Here is a 22,769-nt window from a genome sequence, read left to right on the forward strand (position 1 = left end):
AAAAAATAAAATAATAGCCTCCAGGAGGTTTGGTTCAACATGGGTCAGGAACATATTAGGGTAAATCCAGAGTTCGATATAAATCACGAAGATATTAGGGTAACTCAAGAAGATGTTAAGTTATTCAAATCAAGAGGGTACGATAACGAGGATCTATTACCGAAAACTAAAGATAAACGAAATATGAAAAGTGGTAACTATTTCACACTTTGGATGGGTAACTTACACAATATTCCAAACTATGCTGCGGCTGGTGGTTTCTTAGTTTTAGGTTTAGCTCCTATCAATGTAATGCTTGCTTTAGTTTTAGGTGCCATATTTACAGCGGTATTTATGGCCTTTAATGGAAAAGCTGGTTCAAAATACGGTATTCCTTTTTCAATGCATTTACGAGCAACGTATGGAGAGGCTGGAGCTAAATTACCAGGCTTCTTAAGGGGGATCGTTGTCGCCATAGGTTGGTTTGGTTTACAAACTTTCGTAGGATCTCAAGCCCTGCTCATCATTATTGGTAAACTTTGGCCTGGCTTTTTAGCAATTGGTGGAGATTTTACTTTCTTTGGTATCGGTATGCCAGGACTGATATCTTTTATCATCTTTTGGTCAGCGAACCTTGCAATAAGTATTAGTGGAAGCAGTTTCTTAAATAAATTTAATACGATGTTAACGGTCTTAATTTATGTTCTGTTTATCTCCATGGGAATTTGGGGAGTCATTGTTGGTGGGGGCTTTGGTAATATTTTAAGTTATTCTTTTGAAGGATCAAACCAAGGTATAAGTCCTCTATTTGCTTACTTGATGATCATTAATGCTGTGTTGGCATTTTGGTCAGCGCCAGGGACTAGCGCTGCTGACTTTACACAAAACGCAACTTCAACGAAAGACCAAATGGTTGGACAAGGATTAAGTTTAGTAGTTGGTTACGTTATTTTTGTTTTTACTAGTATCTCTATTCTTATTGGTAGTTCAATTCATTATGGAGTAGAACAATGGGATGTGTTAAATGTAATTAACCATTGGGATAGTTTGCCAGCCATTCTTTTTGCGATGCTAATCTTATTGTTGATCACTGTTAACTCGAATGCTACGGCTAACATTACGCCAGCCGCATATCAGCTAACAGCACTCTTCCCTAAATGGATAAATTACCGAAGAGGAGTAATAATCGCTTGCTTAATGGGATTCGCGATTATGCCGTGGAAGTTGATGGAAAATCCAGATAGTATTTATACTTTCTTAAACGGAATAGGTGCTATTTTAGGTCCTGTATCTGGTGTAATGATTTATCAATATTTCGTTGTTTTTAAACAAGAGATAAACCTTAAAGAGCTATATTTTGATATGAAAGATACGAAAGCTGTTAATAAATTTCGCGGAATTAACACGAATGCATACATCGCGACAATTCTTGGGGCACTAGTATCTCTAAGTGGTAATTTCATTCCAGCCTTTTCGATTTTTACGGATCTTTCTTGGATAAGTGGTTTTGTAACAGCATTAGTATCGTATGGAATTCTTGTTAAGCTTTTTGTAAATAAATAATAGAAAATAGTTGGTAGTGGGAGGGATGAAATGCAGGGCATTTCCTCCCTCTTTCTATCTAAACTAGATTGAGAACAGTCAATTCTAATGCTTAATCGTACTGAAAAAATATAAATCAAAGGAGTGGTATTCATGTTAGATTTACGTATTGGATCTTCATACACAAAATTGCCCCAAGAAATAATCGATGGGTTAGGTGCTATTAGTACGACAATTATTGCCGATGCCATGGGAACATTTAATGCAATGATAGGAGTTGCCCATTTTAATAATCCGGATGTTCAAATGGTTGGGCAGGCCTTAACAGTCAAAACAATTCCGAGGGACAATTTGATGTTTCATAAAGCGATCGATATCGCATCCCCTGGCGATGTCATTGTTGTTGAAGCCGGTGGAGATATGAGCAGAGCATTATTAGGAGATATGATGTGCATGATTGGGCAGAAAAAATGCATTTCTGGCTATGTAGTGGATGGGGCGATCAGAGATGCGGAAGGGATAAGACAAATGGGCTTTCCCGTTTTTGCAAAAGGTGTGAATCCTGGGGGTCCTTTCAAAGAAGGTCCGGGACAAATCAATGTTTGTATTACTTGTGCTGGGGTTTCAGTGAACCCGGGTGATGTCATTGTAGGTGATAACGATGGGGTAGTGGTTGTCCCTTATCAACAGGCGGCTGAGGTTCTAGAAAGAGCAAAAGCAATATACGCTCATGAACAAGAGATGCTCAATCAAATCGAGGCTGGTACATTAGACAGGAGTTGGATAGACGAAACAATAAAAAAGAAAGGTCTAAAATATTAAGTTGTAAGATCTTGGGGCCAGTCCCCAGTTCAGTAAAGTTTTACTAAACTGGGGGACTGGCCCTTCCTTGGGTGTTTATGCTAATTTCTTTTGTTTTTCGTCTAAAAGATAACTAAAGCAAGTTAGGAGACAAGCACAGACTGCCACGATTCCACCAACCCATGTGACATTCATTAAATTTCCTTGATGATACACCAATCCTCCTAAAGCTGAACCGAAAGCAATACCAACGTTGCTTGCTACTGGCATCAGTGAAGCGGCGAGACCTGTTGCTTTTGGCTGATAAATGCCAGCAAGATCAATTAAATAAAGCTGTGTAGATGTTGTTAACATAATCGCCATTAATGACATTAAGCCGATGTTGGTTAACCCGACAACGAAGTTTTGGTTCGTCCAAAATAAACTTGCCAGCACCACTGCCTGCACGAGAAAAACAAACCGAAGGCGACCGATTGCATTGTGGCTGGCAATTTTACCAGCTAGGATGTTACTGAAAATCGAGATAAATCCGTAACCAAATAAGATTAAGCTAATTGACTGATTGGGTGCTTCCATTTCCTTTAAGATAGGCACAAGGTAAGTAAAGACAGCATATGTTGCACCAAATCCGAGAGCAGGAATGAAAAATGCTATCAAAATTCGTGGCTTGGTTAATAAAGAAAACTGATCCCGTATCGAACTGCGTACTTGGCTGAGTCTATTAGGCAAGACGAAAAAGGATGCCAAAAACGCCAAACCACCTAGGAAAGTTGTTAACATGAAAGTCGCATTCCAGCTGTACCAATCGGCAATGACTGTACCAATCGGCACTCCAACGACATTTGCAAGTGTGAAACCACCGAAAACGAATGATATCGCAAGTCCGCGTTTTTGAATCGGCATCGTTTCACTCGCAACAATCATGGCTAGAGAGATTAATACTCCTGTTACAATCGCTGTCATAATCCGAAGTGCAAGGAGCATAATGTAGCTCGTTGAAATGACACACAAAGCATTCAAGACGATGAAAGATCCGATCAAAAACAACATCCATTTACGCTTTGGAAAATGACTTGTTGCTGACATCACTAATGGTGTGGCGATGGCAAACGTAATGGCAAACGCAGAAACGAGTGTGCCTGCTTTTGCATTTGTTATATGAAGGCTTGAGGAAATATCGGTTAAGATGCCGACAATCACAAATTCGCTTGTCCCAAGAACAAATGTTAATAAACTAAGTGTTAAGATGAGCAACCAATGTTGCTTTGATAATTTTGTAGGATGCATAAATACCTCTCTTCTTAGATGTAAATGTGTCAAATAGTAGATACACAACCTAAACATCATACCATAAAATATTTTTGTTAGAAAAACTCTTTCTTATCAAAGAGAGGTTAATTGATTAACAGGATCGTCTAGGCAGCAGAGCTTGCGGAAAGCACACTTCTGTTGATAATGCTATTATTAGCAGTAAGATAAAACAATAATATTTTTCAATTATTATGCTATACCAAAGGAGGCACTGCTATGAAGCAACTTTATATAAAGCAGAAGGTATTCAGTCTAAGTGGGAAATTTACGGTAAAGGATCAGCAGGAGAAGGATGTTTATTACGTGGAGGGCAGCTTTATGCAAATTCCAAAAACATTCTCCATTATGAATACAAAAAGAGATGAAGTTGCGCTCATTACGAAAAAGGTGTTCAGCTTTTTACCGAAGTTTTTTGTTGAGGTGAATGGCAGAGAGGTGTTAACGATTAAGAAGGAGTTTTCTTTCTTTAAAGCGCGCTATTCAATTGATGCGGCAGGCATTGAAGTACAAGGTAAATGGCTGGATATGGATTTTCAGGTATTACAGCATGGTGAAGTCATCGGCTATGTGAGCAAGGAGTGGTTTACTTGGGGCGATAGCTACAAGGTTCAAATATTGAATGAAGAGATGGAAGCCATAATAATTGCACTCGTTGTCGCAATTGATTGCGTAAAGGCTGACCAAGCATCTGCCTCCTCAGCTGCGATAGATTAACGTATGAACTTACAGTAAATGATACTGTCGGGATTTCTTTAGAAATTAAAATTTGCAGTTAAATACTTCAGAAAATTAGGGAATTCACGAGCGGATTCCCTGCGTTTTATTATGGTGGAGTTTCTATGTGGATATTTCTCGGAAAAGCCATTTATTATTAAAAACTCTCACTAAATATAATTTTATCCGCCATATGGTTTGGAATAATAAAATTTAAAAATATATAATAAGGCAACTCAGATATTTTTATCAAAGCCAGATACTTAGATTATTGTAAATGCTTAGGTGGATCGTTTTTATGTGCTTTATTTTGAACTTCTGCGAATATATCCTCTTGGCTTTCAGCTGTATATTGCTTGTTTATCACGTTTAAAATTTCGTTTATATGAGTAAGTTGAGAATTACTAGGTATCAAATTAATCATTGTTTGTTTAAAATCTTCAAAATCCTTTTTTGTTACAGGTTGAGCATCCTGCTTCAACTCAAAACCTAATTGCCCATTTGGCTCTAATGTTGCCCATTTTACATCACTTATTTTAGATACACTATTTTGTCTTAGTTTCATTTCGAGTTGATCGACCGATAATCTAAGTTTCAATAAATTTTTTTCATTCAGAGTTCCGTTCTCGATTACCACCTTTGCTTTACCTGTAATCATTTTTTCAATAGTATCAGATTTTATTTGTATAAATTCCATTACTAATAGCGTTCCGACAAGAACACCACCAATCAAAAAGGTTGTCCAAATATTTTTCCCTGCAACAGGTTGAATAAGCAAAGTCCCAATAGCAATCATTATAACTGTTTCAGCCAATGTCATTTGTGAAATTGTTTTCCTGCCTGCAATTCTCAAAAGCACTGTTCCAGCTAGAACAATCAGTATGGCTTTCCATATATAATCCCATTCCATTTAATAAATAACCACCATTCATTTGAAAAGAATTAATGTTATCTTTTCCAAATCACCCTCTATTATTCTTTAGAGAAATTATTTAAAGAAATCTTCTGTAATAAAGCTCGATTAATTAAGAAAAGCGCCATTTTCTAGTTCAAATAAAGGTACAAACCTCTGACTTGTAGAAAATTGCACCCTAATATTAATTGGTCCAGACTGTTTGTGAGGAGCAAACTAATAAATTAAAACACATATAAATGATTATATAAAATGAAGCAGCTTAGCAGTTTAATAGAAGACACAGACTGACAGACTGATAGGAAGTTTGATATTCTTTATATATGAACCATTATTTATAATAATTGTAAATTTGTTGATAAAATCTATTCCAGCATAAAAAGGGGGGGAAACCTATATGATTCCAGCAAAAATAAATCCCATTTCTACCACCACAATTAGAGAAAAAGGCGTGGAATCCATCGTTGATTGGTTCCATCAGCATAAGCGATCGTTCTATACTCTTGGCTGGTCTTATCTTAGTAATCAGCAGCAAATGGAGGAGCTTTTTTACCGGTCCGTTATACAAGTCCAAAAGGAATGGCCCCGATTTAAAAATAAAACATCATTCGAAATGTGGGTTACATCCATTTTTATACAAAATTGCCGGGAGCTTTCGGGTGTTAGAAATTTACAAGCTTCAGATGAAGGTGAACCACGGCAGGATTTATTTAAAGCGCTTGATCAATTGAAGGAATCCGAGAGAGAGGCCATGGTCCTTACATACGTACAAGGATTCTCTCAGGAGGAAGCGGCACATCTTCTCGAAGTTTCAGTGGAAAAGATGAAAGAGCTTTTGGCTTTAGGAATCCTGTCACTTAGAAATGAAATGAGGCCCGGGTTAACCTTTAATGGATGTAAGGAGTATCAAAAGGATTATATCGATTACTTAGAAAGAGCTATGGAACGCCCGAAAAAGATTGATTTCGAAATACATATTTATCATTGTCAAGATTGTCAGGGGGATCTGTCTGCTTTTCAGGATGTCATGTTAACCATGTCGGACCTTACTCTTAGGATGGAAGATTTGCATGTGCCGTCTAGTTTCATGGAAAATGTCAGAAATCGGCTGATAGAAAAAGAGAGGCAAAGACAACAAAAGAACAAGAAACGTAAAAGAGTGGGACTTGTTTTTGCAAGTGTATTCGCATTATTGATAGGTGTAGGTTTCTTTACTGGGGCGTTTGCCTATCTATACTATACATGGACAGAAGAAGATCTGGAATTGCGTTACTTTCTACAACAAGGCCTGGGTCAAAGGCTGAACCTTGAAGCGGAAAGCGATGGGGTGAAAATTAAGATTAAGAGCGCAATCTCTGATGATGTTCAGACGGTTGTTTTTTATGAAATCGAAGATACAAATGAAGACAACCAATATATGATGAATTATGATGATGGGGTTTTTGTAGAGAATGAATATGAAATCATGAGACGTGCAACTTATCCAAAGTTCTATCCTCCTGACCTTGAATCGGATATCAATAATAAGGAAAAGAACGTGTATCATGGGAAAATTAGTCTGTTGCCGCTAACAGAGGATAATGGGACAATCCAACTCAAAATTACGAAGCTTGTGAAATTAATTCGTAATGCCTCTGATCCGAATGTCTTTAGTCATTACGGGAACATGGAATTTAATACAGGAGAGTGGAGCTTCGAGATACCTGTAACAAAACAGCCTTCCACCGAATATGCATTGGATGAAGTAACAGAAATAGAGGGAATTCCGGTTCGGTTTGATAAATTCATCATTGCTCCAACTGGAACGATATTGCGATTTAGCATTAGTAATGAACAGCCGAAGAAGCGGATAGATGTATTGAACTTTAACCATTTAGAAGTGAACAGTAAAAAAGTGAAAGCTCATATGTATGGCAGCTCTTTTTTTGAATCACAGCCAGACATGAATTGGTATACTTTTCAAGCACACTTTGATCCTCTATTAGGAGAAAAACCAAAAGAGGTTAAGGTTCAATTTGGATCTGCCCATTTATCAGTTGATGACACATTTATCCTCGAATTAGACGACATTAGAGAATATCCTCATACTTTCGAATATGCGGGCAGTACAATCTCCATAGACAGGATGGAAGATGGGCAGTCTACCAATATTGTGATTAGCAATCATGAATTTAAGAATCGAGTATATGAGTGGCTTCAATTCAATATTGCAAGTGAATCGAGTTCAATGGAGATGAATTCTGAAGGGGTAATCGTTGATAAAAACGGAGTAGTATTCGATATAAGTAATATGCCTATCTCGTATGAAGAAATCGAGCAGCCCCGTCATTTAGCTACAGTTCAAAGCGTTCGGTTCCAGGGGAACAATGTGAACCCTGAGAGGCTGGAGATTTATGGGTATAATAAAACGAAATATTTGGATGATGTTGTGAAGATTACTTTGGAATAACAGGTGAAGGGTAGAGGTAATTCAGAATTTCGGTTGATCAGTGGTCATTCCCCGTATTAGGTTAAAATGCTTGTCCGCGGTAAAAGCGAGGTCGTCTCATTACCCGTCCCAAGGGAAAAAGGTGGTCCGCGGTAAAAGCGAGACCAAGGCAGGCTGTTCCACCTTTTGGCGAAAAAATAAAAGACTAGATTGGAAGGCTATGGTGCCCGTCCCCCAGTACCGTAATACTCAAATACAGTGGGGGTGAGGCACCTTTTTTCGATGATTTCCATACTTAAAATACATGGGAGTACCATACAAACCAGCTTGTCCATTGGAACATATATTAGTAGTAATTTATAAAGAAAGGATGTGAAATTATGGGGTTAAGTTGTTCGTGTGGTGTACGTACAAATCCTGTTGCAACTAGCAGATTTGACATGTTTTTCTTTGAAGATCGTTCTACTAGGCGTGGATCAATAACTCTTTCTGTTAATGCCTGTGCAGATCGGCTCGAATCCACTACATTTACCGCAACATTTACTGATCAAAGCGATCTTGGGGATAATAGGAGTTTTATATTTTCTGCAACTCCAGCAAATACTAGATCGGTTAGCTGCGGTTTTGTGGATGTCGGAGAATGTATAGTTACAATAAAAGGTGAGGGGCTTGTGACTGGTGAAACAACTCTAAGAGTATTTGAAGTTAATTTTATAACTCGTCCGTCTACTTTGTTTAATTTCATTATCGATGATTTTGCTTCAGGCCCCTCCTTCGGATCCGAGGATATCCAATCAGACTTAACCTTCTTTGGCTGCAATGAAAATTAAAGGAGAAGCAAAAGATCATCTTATACGAGATGGTCTTTTTTTGGGTTTGTATGAATGAAGCCATTGAAGTTGAAAAAGCAGGTTTGGAAGTGAATTTTTAAAGGAAGAAGAATTCATTCGATGTTTCTAAACTTAAAATACATAGGAGTATTGTACAAACCCCTTGTCTATTTGTACATATATTAGTAGCAATTTATGAAGAAAGGATGTGAAATCATGGGATTAGTTTGTTCGTGTGGCGTGCGTACAAACCCTTCTGCAACAGGTAATCTTGATATGTTTTTCGTTGAAGATTCTTCTACTAGGCCTGGATCAATAACTCTTGCTGTTAATGCCTGTGCAGATAGATTAGAATCAACCACATTTACAGCAACATTTGTTGATCAAAGTAATGCCGTGGATGATAGGAATTTTACATTTACTGCAACTTCAGCAAATACAAGATCAGTTAGCTGCGGTTTTTTGACTGTCGGAGTATGTATAGTTACTACAAAAGGTGAGGGACTTGTAACTGGTGAAACAACTCCAAGAGCATATGAAGTTTCGTTTACGACTGGCCCACCTTCTTCAAATGATACTTTGTTTAATCTCACTATTGCTGGGTTTGCTTCCGGTCCTGTCCTGGGATCAGCGGATCTCCAACCAAACTTGACCTTCTTTGGCTGCAATGAAATTTAAATTATTGATGCCTGACCCCCAGTGCAGGAATATTTTAAAATGGTGGGGTCAGGTACCTTTTGGTGAAGAGATGTTTTTAGAAAAATATTAACCTATTAACTTGGCTGCAATCGTTTTAGCTTTGACAACGTCCTTCGTACCGTGGATCAACATGCGGCCGTCACGGAAAAGAACAATTCGGTGGCCGTTAAAATGGCATGAAAGAAGATGCATATTACAAATGAGCCCAGTTACGATTGGATGAATGGCTTCGGCAAGCTGCCTTAATTCCACTTTCCGATCTTTAGGCCATGTCAATTGCACAGTATCCCGACCGCATAAGATTGCTGTTCTTGTCTGATTTTCCTTAGATAAGAATGGATATATGGCATCTTTCGAACAGCTCGGACAATCAGACCGACGAAGCGATGTTACATCTATCGCGGCCTGATCGCCCGTCCAAAGATCAAAAGATTTCAAATTGGAATCCACTTCTTCACCGACAAGATATTTGAATATATTCGTTACTTGGTGAGCAGCTACCACCTGAATGATCGGACTGATGACTCCTGCTGTATCGCACGTTAGTGTTTGTGGAGGAAGTGTTTCCAACAAACAATGAAGACAAGGACGCTCCCCCAATCCAATTGGATAAGTTAATCCATAACTGGCAACAACCGCTCCCATAAAAAATGGAATGCCCAGCTTCCTTGAAGCATCATTCATTAACAGTCTCGTTTCTATATTATCTGTTGCGTCTACAATCAACGTTTTTCCGCTGACAAGCTCTTCTGCATTTTCTACTGTGACATCAGCTACAATTGTTTCTACATCAACCGTGCTGTTGATTTCACTTAGCCGCTTCTTGGCAGCAACAGCCTTAGGAAGCTGGTCTATTACATCTTTCTCTGTATAAAGCTGCTGCCGTTGCAAATTGCTCCAGTCAAGGATATCCCGGTCAACAATCGTGAGCTTCCCGACGCCCGCGCGTACAAGCATTTCTGCACTTGCCGAGCCAAGCGCCCCTGCGCCAATGATTAAAATGTGAGCCTGGCTAATTTTCTTTTGGCCTATTTCTCCAATCGGTTCAAATAATTCCTGTCTTGAATAGCGGCTGTTCACGATGGGAGCAATCCTTCAAGCGGACTGCTTGCCACAGCATAATCCCTTTCATCAATCCGGCCTGCTTCATAACCTAAACGGCCTGCTTCGATGGCGAGCTTCATCGCTTCAGCCATTTTTATAGGATCTTTCGCACCGGATACTGCGGTATTCAACAGAACGGCATCAGCTCCAAGTTCCATAGCATATGCTGCATCTTTTGGTGAACCAATACCAGCATCGATAATAACAGGAACGGAAGATTGTTCAATAATAAATTTCAAATGAAGCGGATTTAAAATTCCTCTTCCGGAGCCGATCGGTGATGCACCTGGCATGACCGCATGAACACCAAGCTCTTCCAACCTTCTTGCTAAGACAACATCGTCCGATGTATAGGTAAGTACAGTGAACCCTTCTGCCAACAGCATCTCAGACGCTCTTAACGTTTCTACAGGGTCAGGTAAAAGCGTTCGGTCGCAGCCGATAATTTCGACCTTTATCATGTCACACAGCCCTGATGCTTTGGCCAGTTTCGCCGTCCGTACCGCTTCTTCAGCTGTTTTGGCTCCTGCCGTGTTTGGAAGTAAAGTATATTTGGATAAGTCAAGCATTTCCAGGAAATTTGGCTGCGATGGCTCGAAAACGTCCATCCTTCTTACGGCAAATGTAAGAATATCAGCATCGGACACGCGGACCGCTTCCTTTTGAATTTCAAAAGATGGATACTTTCCTGTCCCTAATAAAAGTCTTGATTGAAAGGTTTTATCTCCTATTTTTAACATGCTCATTCTTCATCCTCCTCCTACAAAATGGATCATCTCTACTTGATCACGTTCGCGAATGGGGCGATTATATTGGTCTTTTTGAACAATTTCCTTATTTACTTCAACAATCACGATCCGCTTGGAGAGCTCCAAATGCTGGAGTAATTGCTGAACGGTTGAAACATCTTCGGGCAGCGTATATGCTTGACCATTTAGTGTAATACTCATTAAAATTCAGCTCCTATTATCCTTTTGATAAGCAAATAGCTTGTTGACAAGCCTCGTAATATTCCTTTGCAGCGGATACCGGATCATCGCTTTCAAAGATCGTTGACATGACAGCGATCCCATTTACCCCGATATGGTGCAGCATGTCGATATGTTCCGGTTTAATCCCTCCAATTGCATACAAATCAACCATCACTTTTTTCGAGATTTCTTGAAGTTCCGAAAGCCCGCGGGGTTCTAAGCCACTTTTGCAGTTCGTTTCAAATACATGTCCATATAGCAGCCAATCAGCGCCCGCATACGAAGCGTGTTCAGCCTCTATAGCAGAATGTACTGAACGTCCTGCGAGTAACTGGGGGAAATGGTCTTTCACCTGCGAAACGGCAAGCCCGTGGCCTGGAAGCTGCACCCGTTGAATATTCGAAACAAGAGCTACATCCACCCTGTCATTCACAATTAATTTATCCTTACTGACTTTTTCTTCAGTCAATGCAGCGATCAACTCTATGTAATCATTGGCTGTTTTCGTCCGTTCCCTGATGATGAAATAATCTACGAACGGATCTATATTAATCATGATTTTAGTTAGATGATCCACCTTTAACCGATCATTCGTCACGGCCATCAGCTTCAATCACATTCCCCCTAACAAATAAAAAAACCACTCTCCTAAGCAAGGAAAGTGGTACTTTAAATAAAAAATAAAGTAACATAGCACTTCCCTACGCAGGCTCAAACCTGATCAGGTTATAAGGGTATCAGAGTACACTCTTCTCTCAGTCCTTTAAAAGGATTCCCCTAGTGATTTCACATTTACAATTTTCTGACTATAGGAATCATAACATATAAGCTATAATTATGGAAGTATGCGAAACAATCAAACTCCTAAACAGATAGAAACAAAATGGAACGAGGAGGTTTTTCTTAACAGGGATTACTTTCCTTTCCCATGCAATATAATTTGTAATTTGGGAATCCATTGAAACGAAAAAATTAGCACAATCAGCTGTTGTAAATAAAACAGTCTGAGGAAATATTTTGTAATAAAGGAATTGGTTCTTAAATATAATGATGCTATACTTGGAGTGAGTAAATATACCTACAGTAAAGCTTTCGATAATTGCAAACCTATCAAAAGGTAGGGGACGGAAAGCTACGGATTTAAGGCATTTTTGCTATGATGGTCGAGACAAAGATGAAGATGGATACTCATTAATTAAATCCACTTTTTTTTAGGTGGATTTTTTGTACGTTAACGAGGGATAAAGTGTAAGATTTTGAGGTGGTACAAAGTGGAACTGATTATAGGTTTTATACTTGCAATAGTGGTTGTTTTCATACTTGTCTTCTTTTGGACCCGTATAAAGAAAAAATTTTCGCGTGAATTATCTAATCAAAGATGGAAAGAGGAGTCTCTAAAAACTTACAATCAAGAGTTAGTAGATACAATCAGACTGCAGCAAGGGATGATTTTTAAGTTTATTAAGGATGGCGATAGATTTATTCATACTCTGTGTGATGGAAGGTTACTATATCGAATGGATCTTTTCCCTGAAAAGATTATTGGAAACGAATTATGTGATTTCCTTCCACATCTTGATGCAGAAACGGTTATTCAATATTATTGGCGAGCTTGGCAAGGCGAAGATAACGTCACGTACGAAGGGGGAATAAATGGTGTTTACTACCTGGCATCGTTGCGGCCTATTAGAAAAAAAGGTGAGGTAGTTGAAATCATTGGTTCATGTGTTGATATTACCGAAAGGAAGCGGGTAGAAAATGCTCTAAAGTTGAGTGAGGACAATTATCGTCTTATTACAGAGAACATGTTGGATTTAGTTGGACTCTGGGATATAGATGGAAGAGTTATTTATGCATCCCCTTCGCATGAAAAGGTATTGGGGTTTGATCCAAAAAAGTATATAGGAGTATCGGCCTTTGATTTGGTTCATCCTGACGATTCTCTGAGGGTATATGAACAATTTTTTCAAATGATTTCAACTAAGTTACCATTTCAAGTCGAGTTTCGGTGTGAAAATGCTGATGGTGAGTGGGTTTACGTAGAAGCTCAGGGAACCCCTGTAATTGGGGAGAGTGATAAATTAGAACATATTGTTGTTGTAGGGCGTAATATATCTGAGCGAAAGAAGGTAGATGAATTTATACGAAAAACGGAAAAGCTATCACTAGTAGGGCAATTGGCTGCAGGTGTTGCACATGAAATTAGGAACCCTCTTACTTCGATAAAGGGTTTTCTGCAGCTTATGCAAATGGAAATAGACAAACCAAACTATCTTGAAATTATGTTGTCTGAGATTGATAGTATAGAAAAAATAATACAAGAATTCTTATCACTTTCTAAACCACAAGCAAGTAAATTGGCACCGACTGATATTAATGAACTTTTGCAATATGTAATTACATTAATTAATACACGTGCCAAACTAAAAAATATTGCTATCGTTCAAGAGTCTGATTCCGAATTACCAATTATTCATTGTGACGAGCATCAAATCAAACAGGTTTTTGTCAATATTCTTCAAAATGCTGTGGAAGCCATGGAAAATGGAGGCGTAATTCAAATTCAAACAATGCGATCCGAATCAGACAATATTAGATTTAGGATTATTGACCAAGGATGCGGCATTTCTGAAGATCGAATTAAAAGTATTGGTGAGCCTTTTTATAGTACGAAAGAAAAAGGAACGGGATTAGGATTAATGATTAGTCATAAAATTGTTCAAGAACATGGGGGCACCCTAAGCCTAGAAAGCACCATAAATAAAGGAACCATTGTTGATGTTATTTTACCTATTGGGAAAAGTGAACCGGTGCTTGTCACTCCCTGATAAGTTCGAACTAGAGGAGAAGTAATACTGAATGTAAAGTTCCGCAAATAGAATTTGAAGGAAAAAGAAAGCTCTGTTTACCCCTTTTGAATACAAGATGTAAAAGTCAAAAGGAAAAAGAGAAAATTAATAACACCAAATTCCACGAACGGGCGCAATCCTGGAACAAGGATAAGCGCTCATTTTCTATTTTAATGGCCAGTTTGTTATCTAGGGCTATTCGCATAATAACACAAAAAAAACGCCGTGATCGGCGTGTTTTTAATGCAGGCAGGAAAATAATATAGCCTTTTTTCAACAAAAGCATCTGATTGTTTAATTATGGTTGCTCTACATATTTTTGCTTTCCAGAAGAAGTTTGGATTCTCCTGTACGCTCCCATTCTTCTACAGTTTCATATGCTTTTTCAGGAGTAAATCCCTTTCCTACAAGAACTCCCATTAGAATAAACTCTTGAAGAATATGTGTCATATTAATTCCTCTTTTAACGTCCTCCAAGCCTTCTTTTACCAAAAACTCGGTATGTCTTACCCATTCATCTGGAGTCTTTCCGGAAATTACTGTTTTCCCATTCCCATTACCTAAACCTTCTTCCATAGCCATTGCATCTGCCTTAGTCTTATGAACAGTACCAAATGGATGGTTTGGTGGGGCATATATTGAGTATAGTTTCAACGGAACATTTCCTGTATTTGTGATATTGTGCCACATTCCCGCCGGTACCATAATTGCAGAATCATCGAAAATTCTCCATTGGAAACTTAAATTATCTTTACTTTTGCCCATTTGGACAATTCCCTGACCTTGTTCAACTCGTAAGAATTGATCCACATCAGGGTGCACTTCCAATCCGATATCTTCACCAACATTGAGACTCATTAATGTGACTTGCAAATGATTTCCTGTCCAAAGTGCAGTACGATACGTGTTGTTTTGTTTGGTGGCCTCATTGATATTTATAACAAATGGGTTTCCTCCATAATCTTTTAATCCGTTTCTGCTGTCACCATAAAAAGACCGATAAGAACTAAATGCCAACTCATTAGGAGTAGTCAAATAACCAGTAGGATTTCCGTAAGTATGCGTTGGTACATTTGTATAATAAGGATATTGATACGTATAGGGCACATAGTACATTTCCCTCAATCCCTTCATATTATTTATTATTACTAAATTATCTTATGTACGCTAAAAGAGGAATGTACTTATTAATGTTAAATGACCTCTTCGAGTATCCAAGGTACATTTCGATTCCTTTTTTATACTCTATTAAGAGAATAACTTGGAATTAGCAGCATGATGAGCCACAACAACTGCTCAGCAGCAGGAAAAAAATTTAAGAGGTGAAAGGAGGGTATTATCTTATGTATGAGGACTGTGTACCACCATTTTGTGCACAACCAAATGATATAGCACCCCTGTTTGTGGCAGAAGCTTACGACAATGTAGAAAAAAAAATTAAAGAAATTCGCCTAGAAAGTTATCGTGGAAAATGGGTGATCTTATTTTTTTATGCAAGTGATTTTACTTTTGTTTGACCGACAGAGTTGGCAGCGGTCGCTGCTATTTATAATCAGCTGAGGTTCCTAAATACAGATGTACTTGCCATAAGTACAGACAGTGTATATTCTCATAAAGTTTTTACTGAGGTTTCTCCTTCTGCTTCTCAGGTGACGTTTCCATTATTAAGTGACCGAACCCATAAAATTAGTAAAGCATACAGAGTGTTAAATGAAAAAACTGGGTCTACAATCAGAGCAACCATCATAATAGATCCAGAAGGAACGATTGTTACCAAATTCGTAAATCCACCGGAAGTTGGTCGAAATGTTTACGAGATTTTAAGGGTAATTCAAGGGATTCAATATAGTAGAAGGACTGGGGAAGGAGTCCCTGCTAATTGGGTACCAGGTAAATCTGGAATTATTAGGGATCCAAAGTACATTGGTAGAATTTAAGGGCCACCCAATGTTTAATTTTTAGGAGTGAATTATGTGTACTACTATAATAATTTTCTTTATATGAATCAGTACCCTAATTATGCTAACAATTGTAAGAATTATACTCATTTATCAATTAGAAATTTACTTAACAATTATCCAACTGGGTTTACAACTAATAATATTGCATCGAATAGTTTAAATAGGGGCAGAACTAGCTTTTCAAAAGAGGAAGCAGCAGCAATAGCTATACTTTTAGGTATTGACTTTACTAAAAGTAAGTTTGATTTAGATGAGTTTTGGATGGGAGTAAATACTGAACTTGAACACGGGAAACAATCCAGCCAAACTAATGTTACTGGGGATGACCCACTAATTACGGGGAAAATTGCATTAGCTCATCTCAATGAGTTCCCTGATTATTATAAAAGATTAAAAGTTCTTGAGGAGGAAGCAAAAGCATATTGGAACAAGTAATCACCCTATAAGAAAATTGTATTTTTTGTATACTAAATAAAAATTTTTGATTTGAATAATACATGTTGGGTGGTAATAATATTTACAAATGCTAATTAATCCCTCCTCGTAAATTCGTCCCTATTGGACAAAATATGAAACGGGACAGTGCTGCTAAAACAATAGCACTTCCCTATAAAAAACGAGGGAGTGAAATAGATGGCTGATATCAACAAAAGCAAACGTGCCGATAACGATACTAGCAAGGAAGTAGAAACTGGTGTAGGTGCTTTTACTGGAGATACCATGGCTTCTGCTCTTGATCCATTTGGTTCAGTTGCAGTCGCAGGTGCTGTTTCTGGCGGAGCGCTGGACAACGAGGCGGGGAAAGGTACCGTTGATGACGACAATCAAAGAGATTAGAATTAAGTAAAGTATTTGAAAGTACTTATCTTCAACCAAACGGGCGCTATCCTGAACAAGGATAAGCGCTCATTTTCAATTTAAGGGCGCAATTCAGCAGCAAGAATTGAACTCTTTTTTTTATTTTGGGCCATTTAATAGTATAAGTTTCATTCCATTTTCCCTTCCTATTTTTGTATTGTGAATATTTTTCCATTATTTAACTCACACCAATCTAATTCGCCATATGCTTCCTCCTTACCGTATTTTTCCAAAAAGGCTTCCTTATTATCGAATACTTCCATTAACCCATTTTCTAGTAATGTTATCATTTGAAAAGTGTTCAATTGGAAAACCTTTGAAACAGCTATTAATTCACCTATATGGATCAATTCAGAAAAATTTTTCATGATGTTCTCTCCTTAAACAGACCAGGATAATTCCTTATCTTAAAAGATTAAATATGTCCTTAATTACATTTGCTTCCATTTATTAAAATAGATATTCTTTAGTTTTCTATTTTTATAAGAAAACATACGCTAGGCAAAATAGTCTTCAAATATAAGTGCTAAAATACATAGTGATATGAAATTAATCATTTGAATGAAAAGCATTTTAAAGACAAAAGGGGGAGTTGTGTTGAGAAAAATTAGAATTGCTTTATTGCACTTATTACCAATTGCTGGGGATATACAATATAATCAAGATTTAATTGAAAGGGCAGTGAAACTCGCAGCACATAAAAATGTTGATTGGATCATAACACCGGAATTGGCTGTTAGCGGGCTGCAATTTTCTCGAAAAATCGGGACAGATTGGATTAAAAAGCAACCCGGTGAATGGATGAATCATTTCTGTGTGTTGGTCAAGTCTCTAAATACGAATGTATTTCTTGGCTGCCCTGAAAAGTCTGATGATGGGAAGCTTTATAACACCGTATTTGTCATTAATAAAGACGGAGATGTAATAGGAAGACAAAGGAAGATCGCCACGATTTCAGATGGCTGGTGTCATTCGGGTACTTCTATTGAAACGCTCGATTTAGCAGGCATCAAAGTTGGGGTTATGATCTGTGCAGATGCTTATACAGACAAGTTTGCACATACCTTATTAGCGAAAGGAGCAGAAATGATAATAGCTCCATCTTCTTGGGGGCCAGGTTTGCATGGACCAAACGGTGAGTGGGAACAGAGATCAATTGATACTGGGTTGCCTATATTCGTCTGTAATCGAACAGGAGAAGACGAAACAATTACCTTTTGGGGAGCAGAAAGTATGATCATAAAAAATGGGAAACAACTTCTATCGCATAAGTCGCTACAATCGGCCATTCTAACTGTTGATTGGAATGTAGAACAGATGGATTTAATATCATCTGAATTTCAAATTGAATATATATAAAATAAAATTTGAAATCATGGAAAGGGCCATAATATTGAATAAGAAGCCGCATAAAAAAACCATTATAGTTAGGGGTTTATCATTAGAAATATAACTTCAAAACCTTCTTTTCTAGTGTAGAATAGGTGGAAGGTTTTGAAGGTTATTTGTGTTTTTCATGCTTACATGCAGTTCATTCATATCGTTAATGGCTGCATAAAAGACATCCTTTACATCGAAAATATTTTTTCTTTCTAACTCCTCATAAAGCCATGATTCATTTAAATTCCTTGAATATAGGACTTTTTCATAAATCTGTCCATCAATAACAACTGGTACATCAATTCCCTTATTAAAAACATTCGGTTGTGGTATATGTTCGATGCGTGCAACTTCCTTTTCAGGATACAATTTAACAGATAAATATCCATTTGCTTCAACTATAGCTAATTCAACATCCTTTACATTAAAAATTTGTTGTTCTCTTAACATCTGTAAAATGGTATCAATCGGGTACTGTATTTTTTTCATTTTGTTCACTAAGAATTGCCCTTGATAAATGACCATTGTAGGTTCAAATGTTAACAAACGGCCTATTTTACGATTTTTGATTTTCCAAGTTGCAACTAATTTCTGTAGTAAAGCTATTGCAATAATGGCAATTGCTGTATATATATGATTAACCTTTGGGTCTGCAATATCAGCACCAACTACAGCACCCAAAGTTATAACGACTAAAAAATCAAACACCGGCAATTCACCTATGGAGCGTTTTCCCATATAAAGTGTTGCAAATAGTGCTAGTGGCAAAATGGTGACAATTCGGCCTAAAACTTTTAATATTTGTAAAGCATGTTCCATAAAATCACCTCATCTAGGGAACTTTACATTTTAATATGACTCAGATTTTTATTAATTATTTACATGTCAATGGAAATATAAAAAAGCTGTAGAAAAATCTTTATCTCTACAGCTTAATTTTTTCACATTTATTCTCTTTTTATAAGTCGATAGAAATATAAGCCAATAGGAAGTGTCTTGATTTATTTGAGCTTGAGAAAGAATAATGAGATAACAAAATATGTACTGGAATGGCAGCTATTTATTGTGGTTAAGATAAGCATTTTTTATAGAAGGATTTTCTTCAAAAAAGTCAAGGAGTCTCGAAATACAAAGTGCTGTCTCCTTACTGATATAATGTTCCAGTTTTTCTACTTCCTCATAAATATTCTCATCTTGTACCCCTATCATATGTAAAAACTCTTCTAACATTTGATGTCTTTCAACTAATTTTTTTGCCAATTTTCTACCTTTTTCGGTTAATGTGAAACCTCTGTATTTTTCATATATCCCTAAATCTGCTTCATCAAGCTTTTGCATCATTTTCGTTACAGATGATGGAAGTACATTAAGTGAAGAAGCAATATCAACACTTCGTGCATATCCTTTTTGATTAATAGTTATATAAATTTTTTCTAAATAATCCTCCATACTTGGTGTGGGCAACTTATTTTCCCCTTTCATCCAATGATAGACAAACTATAGTTAGTATATAACAAAATCTCTATTAGGTTAAATTACGTACACAAATTACCTGCTGCAGGAATATATTTTTATTGACACGTTTTTTCGATAAGTATAAAATGTTTCTCATAGGAAAGATTTTTATATTGATGCATATAATGTGATTGAAGTGAAATATGGTAAATTACCATTTTATTTTTGAGTAAAAGTTGCCTTAGGTAAACATTATTAGTTTATGACAAACATTAGTTCAAAGGAGACGATAAAATGAGTTCCGCACTTACAGTGAAAAGTTTGTTTGTTTCCTATCATGGAAATGAAGCGGTAAAAAACATTAGTTTTTCAATTGATAAAGGAAATCTGGTCGGAATAATTGGTCCAAATGGAGCAGGGAAATCAACGCTATTAAAGGCGTTATTAAACCTTATCCCAAAAGATAAGGGTGAGATTCAAGTATACGGAAAAAGTTTTCATGAATTAAGGAAATCTGTTGCCTACGTTCCGCAAAGAAGCAATATTGATTGGGATTTCCCAATCACTGTTTTGGACACAGTCTTAATCGGAACGTATCCAACACTCGGTCTATTTAAAAAACCAAAGAAAAAAGAAAAAGAATGGGCCCTTCAATGTTTGCAAAGGGTTGGGATGGAGGAATTTAGTAAACGTCAAATTGGTGAGCTTTCAGGAGGTCAACAGCAAAGAGTGTTTTTAGCAAGGGCGCTTGCTCAGAAATCCGAAATATTTTTTCTCGATGAGCCTTTTGTTGGAATCGATGTATCGAGTGAAGAGACGATCATTACGATTTTAAAAGAATTAAAGAATAGTGGAAAAACGATTCTTGTTGTTCATCATGATCTTAGTAAAGTAAGTGATTACTTTGACCAGCTTATTTTGTTGAATAAAGAACTAATCGGTTTTGGAGATATCAATCAGGTGTTACGAGCTGATGTTTTGTCCAAAGCATATTCTGGACAATTTTCTTTTCTTGATAGATTGGGGGTGGAGGTATAAATGGCTTTTATTGATGCTGTGATCCAATATGGTTTTTTACAAAAGGCATTATTGACTTCAATTATGGTTGGAATCATTTGTGGAGTGGTAGGCTGTTTCATCATTTTAAGGGGAATGGCATTAATGGGTGATGCAATTTCTCATGCTGTTCTTCCGGGGGTGGCCATTGCTTATATGCTTGGAATGAACTTCTTTGTTGGGGCGGTTATATCAGGTGTTGTAACAGCAATGGGAATCGGTTTTGTCAGTCAAAATAGCCGCATCAAAAATGATATCTCCATTGGAATCATGTTTACTGCTGCATTTGCACTAGGGATTATCCTTATTACTCTTATGAAGAGCAGTACAGATCTTTATCATATCTTGTTTGGTAACGTGTTAGCGGTTCGACCTTCGGATATGTGGACTACACTCGGTATAGGAGTCTTTGTTCTCATTTCGATTTATTTATTTTATAAAGAACTGCTTGTTACTTCTTTTGACCCAACCATGGCAGCAGCGTATGGATTACCGACAAAAACGATCCATTACTTTCTAATGACGCTGCTCACAATGGTAACCGTTGCTTCCTTACAAACGGTTGGAATCGTACTTGTCGTAGCAATGCTGATTACACCAGCAGCGACAGCCTACTTATTAACAGATCGATTATGGGTAATGATTTACCTTTCTGCGGGATTTGGGGCCATTTCGTCCATTATCGGGTTATACTTTAGCTTCACTTATAATTTAGCTTCTGGTGCAACTATTGTTCTGGTGTCAACCGTCTTATTCCTTTTAGCATTTGGCTTTTCACCAAAGCAGGGAATTCTATGGCGTTCCATAAAAGCGAAAAGAAAAAAACTTTCACTTTCATAATAAAGACGAGGAGGAGTAAAAATGAAGCATTTACTAAAATTATTTTTCACAAGTTTTCTTGCAATAGTGATACTTGCTGGATGTAGTGAAAATAAAGGAAACGTTAAGGAAGAAGAAAATAATACTGATAAGTTACAAGTGGTTACGACCTACTCAATCCTATATGATATCGTAAAAAATATTGGTGGCGATCAAGTGGAGATTCATAGTTTAGCACCAGTGGGATCCAATCCCCATGAATATGATCCACTTCCATTAGATATCCAAAAATCAACGGATGCAGATGTTGTTTTTTACAATGGATTGAATCTTGAGGCAGGTAATTCTTGGTTTGAAAAGCTTATTCTAACAGCTGGGAAATCTGGTGAGGATGGTCCTGTTTATCGACTTAGCGCTGGTGTAGACCCTCAATATTTAACATCTGAAGGCCATGAAGGGGAAGAAGACCCGCATGCTTGGCTTGATATTCGAAACGGGATAAAGTATGCAGAAAATGCAAGAGATGCACTTATTAAAGTTGATCCTGATCGTGCAGATATTTACGAAAAAAACGCTAAAGAATATATTGAGAAATTACAAAAACTTCATCAAGAAGCCGTAGAAAGCTTCAATAAAATTCCAAAGGAAAAGCGTTTTTTAGTTACAAGTGAGGGGGCCTTTAAATATTTTAGTGACGCCTATGATTTTGAAGCAGGCTACATTTGGGAAATTAATGCAGAGAATCAAGGAACACCACAACAAGTTAAGGAAATTGTAGATTTAATTAATAAAAAAGATGTATCAGTGCTCTTCGTCGAAACAAGTATCGATCCTCGTAGTATGGAAATGGTTTCAACAGAGACAGGAGTGCCAATTGGTGGAACGTTATTTACGGACTCTCTTGGAAAACCTGGTGAAGATGGAGATACTTATATCAAAATGATGGAATCGAATATAAATGTAATTCTTGATAACTTAATGAAATAAGAAAAAATAAATTAATTTGTATGCATATTTAAGAAGCCGTTGGATAAAACGGCTTTTTTGCTGTATAGATCAATTTAGGCCTATCATTTTTTTCTACGGACGGCGTTTTGCG

General features: G+C 37.3%; 24 protein-coding genes and 2 riboswitches. Of the genes, 14 read left to right on the forward strand and 10 right to left on the reverse strand.

The features are described 5' to 3' along the window. Nucleotides 1–39: 39 nt before the first annotated feature. Together allW and RRV45_RS05330 are read left to right on the forward strand one after the other, a co-directional pair. Nucleotides 40–1,542 carry an allantoin permease gene (gene allW / locus RRV45_RS05325; RefSeq protein ID WP_315667737.1) on the forward strand — a complete coding sequence of 501 codons (1,503 nt, stop codon included), beginning with the start codon at nucleotides 40–42 and terminating at the stop codon, nucleotides 1,540–1,542. Nucleotides 1,543–1,674: 132 nt separating this feature from the next. Beyond that, the gene (locus tag RRV45_RS05330) at nucleotides 1,675–2,343 is read left to right on the forward strand and encodes an RraA family protein (RefSeq protein WP_315667738.1); all 669 of its coding nucleotides are present in this window, start codon (nucleotides 1,675–1,677) and stop codon (nucleotides 2,341–2,343) included. 75 nt (nucleotides 2,344–2,418) lie between these two features. Here RRV45_RS05330 and RRV45_RS05335 read toward each other — a convergent pair whose 3' ends face one another. After that, complete coding sequence (locus RRV45_RS05335; RefSeq protein WP_315667740.1) at nucleotides 2,419–3,609, reverse strand: MFS transporter; 1,191 nt, start codon at nucleotides 3,607–3,609, stop codon at nucleotides 2,419–2,421. A 240-nt stretch (nucleotides 3,610–3,849) separates the two neighbouring features. On the opposite strand from RRV45_RS05335, the gene RRV45_RS05340 reads away from it, so the two are divergent. Continuing rightward, nucleotides 3,850–4,347 carry an LURP-one-related/scramblase family protein gene (locus RRV45_RS05340; protein WP_315667741.1) on the forward strand — a complete coding sequence of 166 codons (498 nt, stop codon included), beginning with the start codon at nucleotides 3,850–3,852 and terminating at the stop codon, nucleotides 4,345–4,347. A 268-nt stretch (nucleotides 4,348–4,615) separates the two neighbouring features. Here the strand turns inward: RRV45_RS05340 and RRV45_RS05345 are convergent, their stop codons facing one another. After that, nucleotides 4,616–5,257: a DUF421 domain-containing protein gene (locus RRV45_RS05345; RefSeq protein WP_315667742.1), complete on the reverse strand. Its 642-nt coding sequence runs from the start codon at nucleotides 5,255–5,257 to the stop codon at nucleotides 4,616–4,618. Between the two features lie 400 nt (nucleotides 5,258–5,657). On the opposite strand from RRV45_RS05345, the gene RRV45_RS05350 reads away from it, so the two are divergent. From RRV45_RS05350 to RRV45_RS05360, 3 genes are all read left to right on the forward strand, one after another. Beyond that, on the forward strand, nucleotides 5,658–7,709 hold the full coding sequence (locus RRV45_RS05350; protein ID WP_315667743.1) for a DUF4179 domain-containing protein: 2,052 nt from the start codon (nucleotides 5,658–5,660) through the stop codon (nucleotides 7,707–7,709). 359 nt (nucleotides 7,710–8,068) lie between these two features. Then, nucleotides 8,069–8,518, forward strand: coding sequence for a hypothetical protein (locus tag RRV45_RS05355; RefSeq protein ID WP_315667744.1), 450 nt, complete (start codon nucleotides 8,069–8,071; stop codon nucleotides 8,516–8,518). Between the two features lie 216 nt (nucleotides 8,519–8,734). Next, entirely contained in the window at nucleotides 8,735–9,196 is a 462-nt protein-coding gene (locus RRV45_RS05360) for a hypothetical protein (protein WP_315667746.1), read from the forward strand. Nucleotides 9,197–9,283: 87 nt separating this feature from the next. Here RRV45_RS05360 and RRV45_RS05365 read toward each other — a convergent pair whose 3' ends face one another. Genes RRV45_RS05365 through RRV45_RS05380 form a run of 4 tightly spaced genes read right to left on the reverse strand, consistent with a single transcriptional unit; the run spans nucleotide 9,284 to nucleotide 11,896 of the window. Next, a complete protein-coding gene (locus RRV45_RS05365) occupies nucleotides 9,284–10,297 on the reverse strand; it encodes a ThiF family adenylyltransferase (protein ID WP_315667747.1) in 1,014 nt (337 codons plus the stop codon). Continuing rightward, complete coding sequence (locus RRV45_RS05370) at nucleotides 10,294–11,067, reverse strand: thiazole synthase (RefSeq protein ID WP_315667748.1); 774 nt, start codon at nucleotides 11,065–11,067, stop codon at nucleotides 10,294–10,296. The genes RRV45_RS05365 and RRV45_RS05370 overlap by 4 nt, the downstream gene beginning before the upstream one ends. Before the next feature lie 3 nt (nucleotides 11,068–11,070). Beyond that, nucleotides 11,071–11,271, reverse strand: coding sequence for a sulfur carrier protein ThiS (thiS, locus tag RRV45_RS05375; protein WP_315667749.1), 201 nt, complete (start codon nucleotides 11,269–11,271; stop codon nucleotides 11,071–11,073). 16 nt (nucleotides 11,272–11,287) lie between these two features. Beyond that, nucleotides 11,288–11,896 (reverse strand): thiamine phosphate synthase, encoded by a 609-nt coding sequence (locus tag RRV45_RS05380; protein ID WP_315668938.1) that lies wholly within the window; start codon nucleotides 11,894–11,896, stop codon nucleotides 11,288–11,290. A 77-nt stretch (nucleotides 11,897–11,973) separates the two neighbouring features. Then, nucleotides 11,974–12,081: riboswitch (TPP riboswitch) on the reverse strand. Nucleotides 12,082–12,382: 301 nt separating this feature from the next. Next, nucleotides 12,383–12,468, forward strand: a riboswitch (cyclic di-GMP riboswitch). A gap of 95 nt (nucleotides 12,469–12,563) precedes the next feature. On the opposite strand from RRV45_RS05380, the gene RRV45_RS05385 reads away from it, so the two are divergent. Next, nucleotides 12,564–14,120 carry a PAS domain-containing sensor histidine kinase gene (locus RRV45_RS05385; protein ID WP_315667750.1) on the forward strand — a complete coding sequence of 519 codons (1,557 nt, stop codon included), beginning with the start codon at nucleotides 12,564–12,566 and terminating at the stop codon, nucleotides 14,118–14,120. Nucleotides 14,121–14,450: 330 nt separating this feature from the next. Here the strand turns inward: RRV45_RS05385 and RRV45_RS05390 are convergent, their stop codons facing one another. After that, on the reverse strand, nucleotides 14,451–15,257 hold the full coding sequence (locus RRV45_RS05390; RefSeq protein ID WP_315667751.1) for a cupin domain-containing protein: 807 nt from the start codon (nucleotides 15,255–15,257) through the stop codon (nucleotides 14,451–14,453). Between the two features lie 227 nt (nucleotides 15,258–15,484). Here RRV45_RS05390 and RRV45_RS05395 point away from each other — a divergent pair, with 227 nt between their 5' ends. The 3 genes from RRV45_RS05395 to RRV45_RS05405 all read left to right on the forward strand — a co-directional run bounded on the left by RRV45_RS05395 (nucleotide 15,485) and on the right by RRV45_RS05405 (nucleotide 16,939). Beyond that, entirely contained in the window at nucleotides 15,485–16,078 is a 594-nt protein-coding gene (locus tag RRV45_RS05395) for a peroxiredoxin (protein ID WP_315667752.1), read from the forward strand. A gap of 36 nt (nucleotides 16,079–16,114) precedes the next feature. Further along, nucleotides 16,115–16,537 (forward strand): DUF5661 family protein, encoded by a 423-nt coding sequence (locus RRV45_RS05400; RefSeq protein ID WP_315667754.1) that lies wholly within the window; start codon nucleotides 16,115–16,117, stop codon nucleotides 16,535–16,537. A 198-nt stretch (nucleotides 16,538–16,735) separates the two neighbouring features. Beyond that, the gene (locus RRV45_RS05405; protein ID WP_315667755.1) at nucleotides 16,736–16,939 is read left to right on the forward strand and encodes a hypothetical protein; all 204 of its coding nucleotides are present in this window, start codon (nucleotides 16,736–16,738) and stop codon (nucleotides 16,937–16,939) included. A 167-nt stretch (nucleotides 16,940–17,106) separates the two neighbouring features. On the opposite strand, the gene RRV45_RS05410 is transcribed toward RRV45_RS05405, so the two are convergent. After that, on the reverse strand, nucleotides 17,107–17,328 hold the full coding sequence (locus RRV45_RS05410; RefSeq protein WP_315667756.1) for a hypothetical protein: 222 nt from the start codon (nucleotides 17,326–17,328) through the stop codon (nucleotides 17,107–17,109). A gap of 229 nt (nucleotides 17,329–17,557) precedes the next feature. Here RRV45_RS05410 and RRV45_RS05415 point away from each other — a divergent pair, with 229 nt between their 5' ends. Next, nucleotides 17,558–18,319, forward strand: a complete 762-nt coding sequence (locus RRV45_RS05415; RefSeq protein WP_315667757.1) for a carbon-nitrogen hydrolase family protein — start codon at nucleotides 17,558–17,560, stop codon at nucleotides 18,317–18,319. Between the two features lie 111 nt (nucleotides 18,320–18,430). Here RRV45_RS05415 and RRV45_RS05420 read toward each other — a convergent pair whose 3' ends face one another. Both RRV45_RS05420 and mntR read right to left on the reverse strand, forming a co-directional pair. Further along, nucleotides 18,431–19,159: a DUF421 domain-containing protein gene (locus RRV45_RS05420; RefSeq protein ID WP_315667758.1), complete on the reverse strand. Its 729-nt coding sequence runs from the start codon at nucleotides 19,157–19,159 to the stop codon at nucleotides 18,431–18,433. A 237-nt stretch (nucleotides 19,160–19,396) separates the two neighbouring features. Beyond that, nucleotides 19,397–19,804 carry a transcriptional regulator MntR gene (mntR, locus tag RRV45_RS05425; RefSeq protein ID WP_315667759.1) on the reverse strand — a complete coding sequence of 136 codons (408 nt, stop codon included), beginning with the start codon at nucleotides 19,802–19,804 and terminating at the stop codon, nucleotides 19,397–19,399. 285 nt (nucleotides 19,805–20,089) lie between these two features. On the opposite strand from mntR, the gene RRV45_RS05430 reads away from it, so the two are divergent. From RRV45_RS05430 to RRV45_RS05440, 3 genes are read left to right on the forward strand one after another with little or no spacing between them, the layout of a single operon-like run. Then, nucleotides 20,090–20,833, forward strand: coding sequence for a metal ABC transporter ATP-binding protein (locus RRV45_RS05430; protein WP_315667760.1), 744 nt, complete (start codon nucleotides 20,090–20,092; stop codon nucleotides 20,831–20,833). Next, nucleotides 20,834–21,691, forward strand: coding sequence for a metal ABC transporter permease (locus RRV45_RS05435; RefSeq protein ID WP_315667761.1), 858 nt, complete (start codon nucleotides 20,834–20,836; stop codon nucleotides 21,689–21,691). Between the two features lie 21 nt (nucleotides 21,692–21,712). After that, on the forward strand, nucleotides 21,713–22,657 hold the full coding sequence (locus tag RRV45_RS05440; protein ID WP_315667762.1) for a metal ABC transporter substrate-binding protein: 945 nt from the start codon (nucleotides 21,713–21,715) through the stop codon (nucleotides 22,655–22,657). Nucleotides 22,658–22,769 lie beyond the last annotated feature (112 nt).

The sequence above is a fragment of the Bacillus sp. DTU_2020_1000418_1_SI_GHA_SEK_038 genome (assembly GCF_032341175.1).
Lineage (GTDB): Bacteria > Bacillota > Bacilli > Bacillales > Cytobacillaceae > Cytobacillus.

Excerpts from the sequence above, each read along its gene's own strand:
- allW (WP_315667737.1), top strand. The coding sequence starts at position 40 with ATGGGTCAGGAACATATTAGGGTAAATCCAGAGTTCGATATAAATCAC.
- RRV45_RS05330 (WP_315667738.1), top strand. The coding sequence starts at position 1,675 with ATGTTAGATTTACGTATTGGATCTTCATACACAAAATTGCCCCAAGAA.
- RRV45_RS05335 (WP_315667740.1), bottom strand. The coding sequence starts at position 3,609 with ATGCATCCTACAAAATTATCAAAGCAACATTGGTTGCTCATCTTAACA.
- RRV45_RS05340 (WP_315667741.1), top strand. The coding sequence starts at position 3,850 with ATGAAGCAACTTTATATAAAGCAGAAGGTATTCAGTCTAAGTGGGAAA.
- RRV45_RS05345 (WP_315667742.1), bottom strand. The coding sequence starts at position 5,257 with ATGGAATGGGATTATATATGGAAAGCCATACTGATTGTTCTAGCTGGA.
- RRV45_RS05350 (WP_315667743.1), top strand. The coding sequence starts at position 5,658 with ATGATTCCAGCAAAAATAAATCCCATTTCTACCACCACAATTAGAGAA.
- RRV45_RS05355 (WP_315667744.1), top strand. The coding sequence starts at position 8,069 with ATGGGGTTAAGTTGTTCGTGTGGTGTACGTACAAATCCTGTTGCAACT.
- RRV45_RS05360 (WP_315667746.1), top strand. The coding sequence starts at position 8,735 with ATGGGATTAGTTTGTTCGTGTGGCGTGCGTACAAACCCTTCTGCAACA.
- RRV45_RS05370 (WP_315667748.1), bottom strand. The coding sequence starts at position 11,067 with ATGAGCATGTTAAAAATAGGAGATAAAACCTTTCAATCAAGACTTTTA.
- thiS (WP_315667749.1), bottom strand. The coding sequence starts at position 11,271 with ATGAGTATTACACTAAATGGTCAAGCATATACGCTGCCCGAAGATGTT.
- RRV45_RS05380 (WP_315668938.1), bottom strand. The coding sequence starts at position 11,896 with ATGGCCGTGACGAATGATCGGTTAAAGGTGGATCATCTAACTAAAATC.
- RRV45_RS05390 (WP_315667751.1), bottom strand. The coding sequence starts at position 15,257 with ATGTACTATGTGCCCTATACGTATCAATATCCTTATTATACAAATGTA.
- RRV45_RS05405 (WP_315667755.1), top strand. The coding sequence starts at position 16,736 with ATGGCTGATATCAACAAAAGCAAACGTGCCGATAACGATACTAGCAAG.
- RRV45_RS05410 (WP_315667756.1), bottom strand. The coding sequence starts at position 17,328 with ATGAAAAATTTTTCTGAATTGATCCATATAGGTGAATTAATAGCTGTT.
- RRV45_RS05420 (WP_315667758.1), bottom strand. The coding sequence starts at position 19,159 with ATGGAACATGCTTTACAAATATTAAAAGTTTTAGGCCGAATTGTCACC.
- RRV45_RS05430 (WP_315667760.1), top strand. The coding sequence starts at position 20,090 with ATGAGTTCCGCACTTACAGTGAAAAGTTTGTTTGTTTCCTATCATGGA.
- RRV45_RS05435 (WP_315667761.1), top strand. The coding sequence starts at position 20,834 with ATGGCTTTTATTGATGCTGTGATCCAATATGGTTTTTTACAAAAGGCA.
- RRV45_RS05440 (WP_315667762.1), top strand. The coding sequence starts at position 21,713 with ATGAAGCATTTACTAAAATTATTTTTCACAAGTTTTCTTGCAATAGTG.